At 51.8% G+C, this 13,252-nt stretch carries 2 protein-coding genes; both read right to left on the bottom strand.

What is annotated here, in order from left to right:
- Positions 1 to 14: 14 nt before the first annotated feature.
- Complete coding sequence (locus AB4Z33_RS21495) at positions 15 to 8,735, bottom strand: immunoglobulin-like domain-containing protein (protein ID WP_442051845.1); 8,721 nt, start codon at positions 8,733 to 8,735, stop codon at positions 15 to 17.
- Positions 8,736 to 9,223: 488 nt separating this feature from the next.
- Positions 9,224 to 13,231: an S-layer homology domain-containing protein gene (locus AB4Z33_RS21490; protein ID WP_442051844.1), complete on the bottom strand. Its 4,008-nt coding sequence runs from the start codon at positions 13,229 to 13,231 to the stop codon at positions 9,224 to 9,226.
- Positions 13,232 to 13,252: the final 21 nt, after the last annotated feature.

Below are 13,252 nucleotides of genomic sequence, written 5' to 3'. Positions count from 1 at the left end.
CTTCTCTCTATTCCTTAGTTTGAATGCGWATAGATTCCATACAAGATAACCGCTGCTTCTGCGCGAGTCAGGTTGCCCTTCGGATTCAAGGTGTTGTTGCTGTTTCCTTGGAGCAATCCGACGCTAAGCAGATAAGCCAAGCCTTCTCTTGCATATGACGCCGACTGCGCACCGTCCTTGAAATCGTCGATTGACTTGGACGATACTTGTGGCAGCTTGTTCTGCCATAGATCAAGTGCACGCTTAATGATTGCGGCAACATCTTCTCTGCTAATTTCCGTATCAGGCAAAAACTTGTTCCCGCCAACGCCAGCGACAATGCCAAGTGCGCGGCCGATTCCAAGCTCTTTGTAATAAGGCGAGCTTGCTTCAACGTCAGCAAAGTTGTCAGTGAATGCAGCGTCCAGCTCAAGGAGTCTGATCAATTGCGCGAGGAATTCCCCTCTGCTGATTGCAGTCTTTGGCTCGAAGGTCGTTGCTGACGTACCTTCAATTACGCCTCTAGCCGCCAACGCTTCGATTGCCTTTGCTGCCCAAGCTACACGCGACAAGTCGCTGAACTTAGGCGCTGCATATACGACTGCATACTGGCTAAAGTGCGAAGTTCGGAACACGATTTGGCCCGTTTCGTTGTCATATCTGCCGTTAGGAACAGGCGTTATGTTGCCTTCACCGTCTACGTACCAGACGACAAGCTGATCGGCATTTTTTTGCTCCGATGCTGTCGGTGTATACGGCACCATGATTGTAACCGGCGCTTCGCTATTGCTCCACGCTACTGCTTTGTTGTCAAACATGACCAACAGATCCAATGCCGGATGATCGCCGATCTCATCGAAAAGCTGTTGACTCCATCCGCTCTTATCCGCTTGGCGAACAACGATGGTTACGGTTTGCCCAGCGCCTTGCAACTGAGCTGCGTTCAACATCGCGCTCGATACTTCAACCGAGCCAAACGGTGTTTCGATTACGACCGCTTGATCGGAGTCTCCCTTGAACCAGGAGGTCGGAATCCCTAATGCGTAACCCTTCGCATTCGGGGTGACGGATAATTTTACTTTAATCCGTTTTGACTCGCCAGCTGCGCGTCCGAATGCATCTTCGATCTCGTTTTGAGACAAGATCGTTTGCGCAAGATTGGTCGAATCATTCATCGTTGGCTTCGAGCTTACCGTTACGTTTCCGCTGCTATCTACAGTAATCTCTGTAGTCGACGGTATCGACCCGTTGCCTGAATTGTTCGGATTTTTCGGAATAGCGGTATACTGCGCTACAACGTTCAAATCCGACCTCACATTCGTGAATGCGACGCTCCATCCTACGAAATTGTACCCTGTCCGCGACGGCTGCGTCGGTGCGGTTGCATCCTGTCCATGATTCACCGTTTCCGTCTTCAGGACCGTTCCATTCCAATCCTTGAATGTGACGGTATAGGACACGGCGATCGCATCGATCTGGTTCTGAAGATTGGTCTTCACTGCGCCGTCCGCCAGAATAGCGACAAAGTTGCGTGCCATAGCGATATCGGCAGCTAATTCAGACGCGACAGCGTTGTCTACGGCAGCCGTTGCCGAAGCTTCAAGCTTTTCATTGTATTCGCCTTCGCTTAACAGATATAAATCCGTAAACAAACTTGAATTTTTTAAGTGTCCGCTTACAACTTCATATGTCGATCTGGAACCATCCGATTCATTCGAGCCGTCCGATTCATTGAACATCGTCGATATTCCGATTCTTCCGTTCGCGAGCTCCGATGCAGCATTGATATGAACCGTATTAAACGGAATTTTCAGATCGTAAATCGTCGTTTTCGCAGCTTCATCTCTCGTAACCTTTGCCACGATATCCGTTACCGGAGCAGTCGGCGCATTGCCGCCTGTAGGGCGAGTCCAAGGGAATACGACAACTTGGTTGTCATTATTGAGCGTGAAGCCCAATTCATTCCGCATCGTACTGTTGTTTACAGGGTTGCGTAAATCAATCCCTAACTGCAAGCTGTCCTCTTTCCAAATATTCACGCCGGACTGGTTATTGTAGTGCACGTCGTCTGTAACGACAATGTACGCATATAGATTGCTTTCGTCCCACGCGAAATGCGATTGTGCTCTGAGGTCTTGCGTACCATCCCACGTCCCCATCGTTAGATAATCTTCGGTATCCATTACGAATGCCGGAGTTGCGGCACTCTTCGCCGGGTTTTCCGATCCGGCGGAGCTTACCTTTTCAGCGTAAGCCGCGTCATATTTGGCCGTATAGGTGTATGCTTTTCCGTCTTCGAGCTGAAGCTTGAATGTCATTAGACCTGCAACATAATACGGTAAATCTACGGTTACGGATTCGCCTGCCGCAAGCGCGTCGAATGCGACCGGCGTGAAATCTTCAGCATAAGCCGCCGGGGAAACAATGGACAATGTCCCAGGCGCAGAGGATCTTCCTCCGACATTATACTTGATGCTGATTTGTTGTTGATCGCCGTTGTCGGTTAGGTTAAACACGAACGGTTCTGCCAATAGATCCGCGCCGTAAATGCCGTACGGGTTACCCGCCGGGGTGCTGTTTCTGAGCCCGGATGCGTAATAATTGTTGCTAAGCTCTATCGCTGTGCCGCCTTCGCGCAACATGGCATACACATTATTATTCTGGCCATCCTTGGACGGCTGGAAGTAAGAGGAGTATACATGCGCTGTTCCGGCGGTGACATCGATACCCGGATTGTTGCCAGGCAGCTGAGTGAAGTTGGCTTGCTGGAAACGAACGATACCGTTATTGACGATCGCTCCCGCTACCGTCGGACTTCCCCAGAACGCGCTGTTGTACAGGACAAGCTCAGCGTTAGGGTGGATTTTGGCGGTATTAGCCACATCGCCCATTCTGACATATGCTCTGTTCGGTTCCGTCGCAATGTTCGTATTAACCAATTCCGAGTTGATCGCGATGATTTTGGTATGTTCGTCCGCGTCTTCCACATAGAGAGCATACGTGGTTCCGTCCGAACCGTGACCGATCATCGTCATCTTGCCTGGGTAAGCGAATTCGCCGTTCCCCAAATCTCTTTTCAGGAAGTGTACGCCGTACACCGAACCGAATACGAAATTGTTGAAAATCGTCTGGTCTTCCACATCAGAGAATTTGAGCGCACTCATGTATCTTTGCACGAATCCGTACAAATCGCCGGAAGGTGCCGTGTATCCTTGACCTCCTGGAAGTCTCAAAGCGTAATGCGGATTGAATTGCATATTTCTGATAAATCCGCCTTCCGCGCCTCCTCCGACCCAGATGCCTGCTCTGAGGAGCGTGCCGCCCAAATAATCGACATAGTGACCATCGGTGCGATAGGAAGCAAGGTCTATGCCTTTATCCCCTATCGGGATCGTTAAGTTGATGGCATATACGCCTGCGCCTTGTCCCTGTACCAAGAACGGAGTTTTTAACGTTTGGTTAGGGTCAGCTAGGTTGACGCTGGTTATATTCGCTTGCGTGATGTTAAGTCCTCTGAGACCTGCGTTCGCCTTGAGCTGAATAAGAGAAGGTCCGTTTTCTCCCTGAGCGCCACCGGTGTAAGCTGTAAATATGGCCGTGCCGCCGCCTTGCGTATGATGCTGTACGTCCCATGTTCCTCTTAGTTCTACACCCTCGGGAACGATGACAGGATTATTCAGTCTGTATCTTCCACCCGGTAAATAGATCGTGCCGCCGCCGTAATTATCTTTAATATAGTCTAGAGCTTCTTGCAGTCTTACAGATATGTCCACGGTCGGCGCGTTGCCTGTTAACGAGCGCGGGAAGTCAAGTCTAAGCACTGCGTCCGATGTCGGTCTCGGGTGTACGTCAATATCTGTTTTTACGTCTTTCGGAATCGGTTCAAATAGGTAATCAACGTTGTTAACGATTTGTACCGTAGTGTTATTTCCGTCAGCCTTAACGTCAAGCTCAAGGTTATCGATGTGCTCGGCAAGATTAGCACTCTCAATGTTAAGGTTGTAACCGGAATTTACCGATTTGAACGTCCCGAAGTTAGCTCCGAGATTGACATGTTTGTCTGCCTGTTTGAAGTTGCTCTGACTGACCAATGCGTTGCCCCGATTAAGGAGGTTCAGCGCGTAATTGTCATATTCGTCGAATGTGCTATCCTCGAACGATATAACTCCGCCTCTGGCGTTGCTTACGATCGGACCTTTGAAATCAACACCGTTGAATTGAACAGAAGTGTTGAAACGTTCGTCGAACTGTACGGCAGTATCGCCGCCGAATTCCGAATTCGAGATCAGCAGACCAAAACCGTTGACGTTGTCAATATACATGCCTGTAACACTGTCCTCGATTTTCAATCCGTAGAACTGCGCGTTCGGAGCTTCGTCGCCGCCGGGTTCTCTTCCGATCCACATCCCCGTCTTGTATCCGGAAATGTTCAATCCCGATACGTACTCCCAGTCGGAACGGTGCATCATGAATCCGGTAGCATTCTCTCTTGTGTACGCTCTCGCGTCCGCTAGAGACGGTGCGCCGTCAAGTCCCGAGTTCGCCCAGTATTTCGGGTTCATGTTCACGTTCTCGATCCGTCCGATGTCCGTACACGTGTGAACTACTACGCCCTTGTAGAGAGCCGTCATTTTGCTGTTCAGAACATAGTGCATCTCGCTCGGCAGAGAGATGAATCCTCCCCATGCGTTGACCAGAGTCACATTATCCAGCGTCACGCTGTTTCCGGTTCTCTGATAGAACGTCCACGGATACGGGATGCCTTTAATGATCTCCGTTTCCCCTGTCTTCTGACCGTCTTCGTTCCTCACTTCAACTTCGGTTTCAGCATTAATATCCTGATTCGGATACCATACGGAAAGGTTCGTTACGCCTGTGCCTTGTTCCATGTCTATGAATCTATCGGACACGTTAGCTACTTTTTTGCCGCCTGTCTGATTTTCTCGCTCGTCGGAGTCAACATACGTGTCATAATTGGCGGAATTATGTCCGGCATAAACTGCGAGAATGGTACCGTCAATTTGACCGTCGTAATCCTCCGCATCCGGATTATCCCATTCGCCGCGGAGCTGTACGCCTGCCCGCAAATTCAATACTTGTTTATATTCATAGGTTGTATTGCCGGTCGTGCTTTTAACGCTTATTGTGCCGGTCGTCTCCGTACGGAACGCATAGGTTCCTGCCGGAATGTAGACGACGCCGCCGCCGTCGTTATAAGCCGCGTCAATCGCCGCTTGGAAAGCCTCTCTGTTATCGAAATCGACTAAGTTTTCGTCTTCCGCCATCTCTTCTGTCTTCGCTCCGAAAGCGATTACGTTAAAGTCAGAGATCGCCCAATCCTTCGCATCGTTCACTTGAGCGATTGCCTCTCTCATGTGTTTGGCGAAATCATATCGATTCGGAACCGTCAACGAAAATGTTTTCGTCTGGGTTACGGGAGCGGCTACCGGACCTCTCTTAATCGTCGCCGTAAGCGTTACGTTACCGCCGCCGTCCGGACGGTTAGTCGGTATCAGGCCTGMAGCGGTGATGAGAGCAGCGTCGGATGTCGCCCATGTAATATCCGTCATATTGTCGCCCATTGACGGAAGAACCAAGTTCGTTGTCACATTCCCCTCAGAAGCATTTACGCCTTTGATTAGATCCCATGTCAGCTTGTTCAACATACCATTCACCGCATCCTCGTCGGTTCCGGTACCTGTTCCGCGAACGACGATCGTAAAGGTTTTTACAACCGATACTGCCGTACCTTTGCTTATGGTCGCCGTGAGCGTTACGGCTTCATTGGCTTCTTGACGAGCTACTGCGCCGGTGTCGCTGTTTATTACCGTGTCATTGGTAGATGTCCACGCAATATGCGTTCTCGCCGAACCTGCTTCAGTAAGAGTCACATCGGTTTCAACCAGATCTTGTCTCGTATTCGCGCCCTTGATCGCGTCCCAAGTCAGCGCTTCCGAAGCAAGCTGGACCGCTTGTTCATCCGTTGGCGGAATTTCGGTTATCCGTATGCTCTGAATGATTGCTCCGGCTGTACCGATACGAAGGTGCGCGCCTTGATTCTGTGCGCCGACCGCAAAGTTAGCTCCGTTAAGCGCAACTTTGGAAGTTACCCAAGTGTTGCCGCTTCCTGTCGCCGGGATACTCGCTGATCGATACGCATCAAACCCGGAGAAGTTGCCGGCATAGATGGTGTTATACTGCAACGAAATACCGCTGGCTGCGCTCGGTCTCCAGTATTTGACCTCTAATTCGACCATGTTTGCTTGCTTAAGCTGAGCGTCGTCTGCAATGACGTATATAAAGCTGCCAACCTTCACAGCATTTACACCGTCTTGCGTTACTCGTTCCACTGCGCTGCCGTCACCGGTGAGGCTAATGCCTATGCCGCTGCCTTGAAGGCCAGGATACGGTCCCGCCGGATCTCCGCCGTCACCGAGTCCGCTTCCGATTTCATCCACTTCAGCAAAGGTTGCAGTATTGTTGAAGTCAATGAACACTTCAGCAAGCTCATTAGACGTACTGGCTACTGTCAGACTAAAAGCTTTAGTAGCAGCTGCTGCAGCACCTTTGGTAATGGTCGCCGTAAGGGTTACGGCTTGATCTTCGTCTTCGTCACGAGTTACGCTGCCGGTTGTCGTATTAATGATGCCTGTCGGTGCGGCCGACCATGTGATTGCCGTATCATTCGCACCTGTTGTCGGCAGCGTCAACGCCGTTCTTACTTCGGATTGAATCGCATTCGAATTCCTGATCGTGTCCCAAGTCAGCTTCGTTTTCGCATCCGCTATTGCTTGATCATCGTCAAGATGCTCCACTTTAACTCTCGCATGCGTTCCTGCAAAAGGATATTGCGTATTTTGAGCCGTGCGCGCGAATGTGTAATAGGTGTTGCCTGCGGGCTTGGTGAATGTCGCTGTATAAACGCCTGCACTTAGCGTCCCCGTCGTCCAATCGCCGACTGCAGGAGTATTGCCGGTGGTGTTGATTGCGAACTGCACAGCCTGACCGTTCGCCGGCGCTGCTGACGATAACGTAACGTTGTTCGCTGTCTCAACAGATTCAGGAGTAGGTCTCGGCGAATCCACGTTATTCTGGAAACGCGGGTTCTTCACATAGATGTCGCCTTGAGGCACAGCAGCCCATTGCATTTGCAATCTCGCTGACTCTACCGTATTCAAAGTAACGGGATTGAAACCATTCGGAGAATTGGCTCCCGATAATTGCACATAGACAGTCATCCATTCATTGACATGTCCGTTTCTCATTTCGCTGACATTAAGGCTAAGACGTGAATTGGTATCCAAATTGTTACCGCCAGACGCGATAGCGACCCAGTTATTGCCGCTGAAATTCAAAAGGTCAGCATGCGTAACATACATATCAAAAACAAAATATTGATTCGCGTAACCTAATAAATCCTGGTTGCCGCCGCTATTAATAAAGCGGGCATCCCAAAGCCGTTCAGCGCCTGCGCCTATTTTCCCAGCGCCAAGCTTAACCGCGTTATTTCCGTCCGGCGCAACCGCGCTGATCGTTCCCTCTTCTATATTAGGGAAATACGTCGCAGCCAGTGCGTTTACCGCCGCCGGCACGGCTTTCACCGTCACCGTAATCGTTTGAGTAGCACTTGCTGCACCCTTGGTTATAGTCGCCGTGAGTACAACGGTTTTGTCTGCTTCTCTATTCAATAGACGATTCACGCTTCCTGTGCTGCTAATAGCCGCATTGTCCGAAGACCATGCTACGTTAGTCGTTCCTAAAGCTGTCGGAAGGATAAGCTGTGATTTGACATCGTCAATCGAAGTATTGCTGCCTTTAATCGTATCCCATGTCAGAGACGCCGCCGCGTCATCTACCAATACTTGTTCGTCAATTGACGTTACCGTAATTCTTGAAGATGGACCGACGAAGTTGTAATTGCTGTCTGCTTTCGCGCGAGCGAATACATAGTAGGTGTCGGCTGTTGGTAATGAGGCGAATTGATGCGTATACACGTCATCGATATTAACGCCGTCCACCCAACCAGATGCTGGAGCGATTCCATCTTCGCTAATTGCGAATTCCACAGCTTGGCCGCTAGCAGGTGCGTCCGCCGTTACGGTTCGCGTTGCTACATCAAGGGAGGGAACCGTTGAAGGCGAACTCGGAACGCCTAACGCGCTTTTCTGGAAACGCGCGTTTTTGATGAAAACAGGGGTGCTAGGGACACTCGTATCCCATTGTAGATGCATGGCCAGTCTGTTTACTTGGCTTAGCCAGGCGTCATTGAAGCTGCCGGCTACGGTGCTTGACGAAGATAACTTCGTATAGACCGTCGCCCATGTGCCCACCTCTCCGTTCGTGACACCGCTTATATCAAGCTGGAGACGAGAATTGGTGTTAAAGTCATTATTACCGTCGCTCACGACGACGAGCCAGTTGTTTCCTTGCATATTTTTGAAGCTCTCACTCGGAATATACATTTCRAAAGCGAGGTAGCCGTCTTTGTAAGCGGATACATCTCTTAGAGGCGCTACGCTCGGCGTGAAGAGGTTGTCCCAAGGACCCCCGGCCTTCGAGGTTCCGGTGTTTAAGCTCCACGCTGTCTGTCCGTCCGGCGCAACGGTTTCTGTCGCCGTATTTCCATCCGCGCCCGCATTTACGGTCAAGAGAGTTAAGTCATCTCCCCATGCCGCACTGACCGTTCTAGGCGGAGAAAACAAAGTAAGTAGCATCGCCGTCACAAGCAAAGATGCTAATAACCGTCTTTTTATCATTCAGAAATTTCCTCCATATATAAAGTTTTTAGGTTTTGAAGAGACCCCATAACTCTTGAAAACTTCGTTTGACCTTCTATGCCGCTTTCAGCTTGATAGGAACCCCTCATTTGTGGCCGGACAACACTTACCCGCTTCTACACTCGCCGCCGCATCACCTCTACTTTTCCATATGTACAATCTTGTAAAAGCGCCCCCCCGTCCACAACCGACCCGATGTTAGCGTTTTCACGAGCTCAAAAAAATTTTTTTTTCCAAACACAATCTGTATATATTGTGGACTAATCTTATCATACGAGTGTTGCCATAGAGTTCCTATGAGGCAGTCTTATCCTTTACGGGGGCAATATTACTTTAAGTGCTTGCACAAAAAAAAAACGGCACAGGGCTTTTCCCGTGCCGTTTCAGATTCCATTTTCATTTCCGCTCTTATCTTTTAGCTTAACTTAATGACATTGTTCTATGCCCTCTTCATTACGCTTTAGGTTTTAGATGAGATCCGACTGCTTAAGCAATCTTTGGATCAACGTCGCCACTTCGGCGCGGGTGACATTGGCTTTGGCTTCCAGCTTGCCGTTGCTACGGCCGCTGATTAGCCCTGCCTCGGCGGCTAACGCGATGCTGTCTGTTGCCCACGTGCCCATATTGGCGCTGTCGGCAAACTTGCCAAGCACTGCATCCTTATCGGGCACGCCCGTTACCTTGGCGAGCCCCGTCAGCTTCATCGCTTTGGCGATGATAACCATTGCCTGCTCGCGCGTGATCTTGGCATTCGGCTGGAAGGTACCGTCCTCATAACCCGAGACCAAGCCGTAGTCTAAGGCTGTCTGAATGGCGCTCGCATACCAAGCGTCCGTTGCGACGTCGCTGAAGCTCTGCGATGCCTCGCCCAGCCTCAGTCCCAATCCGCGCACGATCATCGCCGCGAACTCGGCGCGGGTGATGTCCGCGTCCGGATTGAACGAAGTCTCGTTCACGCCATGGATGACGAGACGCGCCCCCATGTCGTTCACTGCTTCCTTGGCCCAATGCTTCTCCACATCGGCAAAGGCGATCGGATGCCAGACGACCGCGTACGTGCTGTTGGTTAAGCTTTTGATTATCGCGTAAGACTTGCCATCAATCATTACGATCTGGGTCGGTACATGCCGAACCGTTCCGTCCGGGTCAACGACGACGCCCGTTGTAATTCGGTTCGGATCGATGCCGTCAGGTAAAGCGACCATGCGTTCAACATAGACGTTATACGCCGTAACCTCGACGGTTTTCCCGCCATAGGTGGCTGTGACCGTGAAGTCAACTGCGGGCACGACAACAGAGAATTCGCCCTCCGACGCTGCGCTCTCGACTACTTTGGCCATCGTGTCCGGTGTTTGCGCAACCGTGACTTTTAGCTGAATGTCCTCTAGCTTCACGTTGCTGCCGAGCTTGCCTGCTAATTCGTCGATGTTAATCTCCTTCGCCGGCAATGTGTAGCTGCCTTTGTCCGTCTGAAGAACGAGCGTCGCCAAGAGATTCTCCATGTTTTTAACCATCTGGCCGTTCAATTCGCCGACAATGACGTTCGACTTTGACTTGACCGGAATGGTGACGACGGCATTCACGCCCTCCGCATCCAGTTTCGACTGAAGCTTGGCCGGATCGACGACGACCGTCGTCGTCTTGACGCCGCCCGATTCCGTCGTTGTTGCTTTGCCCGCATTTTCGACCTTGCCGTTAACCAGCACGTCGATCGACTCTTCGTTCGGACCGGTCGATGCTTCGTTAGTAGGCGGAGTAACCGACTGTTCGGCGATAACACGCGCTGTCGTATGACCAAACTTCACGACTTGGCCTTGCGCGTCTACCTCGGCTACGCCGATCTTGTCGCCGTTCGCCGCCGGGATTAAGCGGTCGCTTGGAACATTCAGGTAACTGCTACGCGTATCGCCGACATTCGGTACGTCTACGATGCCGCTGCCGAAGTTAAAGTAGACCAGACTGTTCTCACCGTCAGTGGCAGGCGTTACTGTAATTCGGGTTTTGCCATCGTTTGCCGCGCCTCTAGGATCTATAGCGGTCACCGTCAAGCCTCCGGCCGGAACGGAAGCATTCGTCGTGAAGATCAGCGTAGCGGGCGGTCCCGCCGGAATGGAGCCGCTGGCAGCCACTCGCACCTGAACCGTATGCTCGCCACTCAGTTGCGGCATGTTGGTTCCGTCATATCGGACGTAAGCTTCACCGTCAACCGAAATTTCCATCGTAGTGTCCAGACCGATAATGACATTGCCCGCATCGTCGGCACTCACATTCGGCTCCCCTGGAATGGTTGCATCCGTGTCATGGATGGTTGCCTGAGCAGGGATAGAGGCAAATGCCGATTCTGTTGCGGCTACTCGTACATAATAATCGCCAGGCGCTAGTCCGACAACCGACGATTCCGTTATATTCGTCCATGTTTCCGCATTCCCTATTTTAAACTCCATCGTAGGATTTACGTTGAGAATAGAACCGTCATTCGCTCCGTTATAGGTAATATCCGTCACCGTTATATCAACCGGAGCTGCCGGTCGGGACGGCAAGCTTAGCGTCTGCGCCGTGCTGTCGGCCGTCGTCGTGCCGTTGCCCTTCTTCACCACGTTCACGATTTCGCCCAGCCAGCTGCCGTCGATCTCCACCTTACCGCTGCCGTCCGCCGTCACCGCCGTACCGTTAATGGAGTAGGCTGCGTTCGGCACCAGTCCCGTCAGCTGTTCCGCCGCGTAGTCGATCACCGCCTCTGGTGTCGTCTCCGGCGGCGAGATGAACGCCGCGATTGTTACTGACTGTGCATCAGATGCGAAGGCCGAAGACGTTGCTTTGACGCGCACGTAATACGTATCCGGCGCCAACTCCGTAATGCTCGTACCGGTTACGCTTGTCCAACTGCCAGCCGTCCCCTTCTTGTACTCCATCGCCGACGTCACGTTCGTCAGCGTACCGTTGTTGCCGCTAATGAATGTCTCGTCCGTCTTTTCTGCGGCCGGCGTAGCAGGGCGGGACGGCAAACTAACTGTCTGCGCCTCGCTATCTGCTGTCGTCGTGCCGTCGCCTTTCTTCACCACGTTCACGATGACACCCAACCAACTGTCGTCGATCGCTACTTTGCCGCTGCCGTTCGCCGTCACCGCCGTTCCGTTAATGGTGTAGGCGCCGTTTGCCACCAATCCCGTCAACTGTTCCGCCGCGTAGTCGATCACCGCCTCCGGTGTCGTCTCCGGCGATCCGATGAATGCCGCAATCGTTAACGTCTGCGCAACAGATGCGAAGGCTGAGGACGTTGCTTTGAAGCGCACGGAGTACGTATCCGGCGCCAGTCTCGTTACGCTCGTACCGGTTACGCTTGTCCAACTGCCAGCTGCCCCCTTCTTGTACTCCATCGCCGACGTCACGTTCGTCAGCGTACCGTTGTTGCCGCTAATGGATGTCTCGTCCGTCTTTCCTGCGGCCGGCATAGCCGGTCGGGACGGCAAGCTAACTGTCTGCGCCGTGCTGTCGGTCGTCGAAGTGCCGTTGCCCTTCTTCACCACATTCACCGCTACGCCCAGCCAACTGCCGTCGATCGCTACCTTGCCGCTGCCGTCCGCCGTCACCGCCGTACCGTTAATGGAGTAGGCGTCGTTCGCCACCAATCCTGTCAGCTGTTCGGTCGCGTAATCAATTCCAGCCGTTGGCGTAGCTTCAGGCGACGCCGGTGCGGTTACCGCAACCGAATTGGAATCCGTGGAACTGGAGCCTGTTGCCCCGATATTCGTCGCTTTAACCGTGAACGTATAGTCTCCTACTGGTAGACTTGGGACCGTAATCGGGCTGGAAGTGCCCGACGCGGTAATGTTACCCGGCGAGGAAGTGACCGTGTACTTCGTAATCGCGGCACCGCCGTCATCTGCCGGAGGAGTAAAGTATACCTTCGCCTGGTTAACGCCACCTTCGGCACTAACGTTCAACGGGGCGCTAGGAGCCAATATGTTGTAGAGTTTGAATTCATATATTCGAAAATAATTATCGTAATTAGCGCTAATAACAAGTCTGACATATCTCGCAGTAACTGGAGACGATAAAGGTTTCAAGCCCGAGTCATAATACGAGGTCGGAGTCATCGTAGCCGAAGCGTTAGGATCGTTGATAGGAGTGAAGTTTACCCCATTCGTGCTGATTTGCAATTCGATCCCCATAATGTACCACCCACGATAAATTTCCCATGCATTAAAGGTCGTCGGTGCGCCTAAATCGACCGTTAAATGGCCCCCTGTAGTTGTATTGTTTTGAGACCAGAAAGTACCGTTAACGCCATCTACTGCATTACTTCCCACGTAGCTGCTAAAAGTACCGCTTACCGTCACCGGCTTGTTCAGCGCCAGGTTCGTCGCCGCCGCATGCGCCTCTTGCCCATTCAAAAAGAACGAAACGTTAAACATCAGCAAAAATGCCAAAGTTGCTGAGATGAATCTTTTGAGCTTAGGATTTTCCGGATTCATTCAAGTGCCTCCCTAGTTGTT

It is taken from the genome of Paenibacillus sp. 2TAB19, from assembly GCF_052115185.1.
Taxonomy (GTDB): Bacteria; Bacillota; Bacilli; order Paenibacillales; family Paenibacillaceae; genus Pristimantibacillus.
This window is presented reverse-complemented; position numbering and strand designations above follow the sequence as displayed.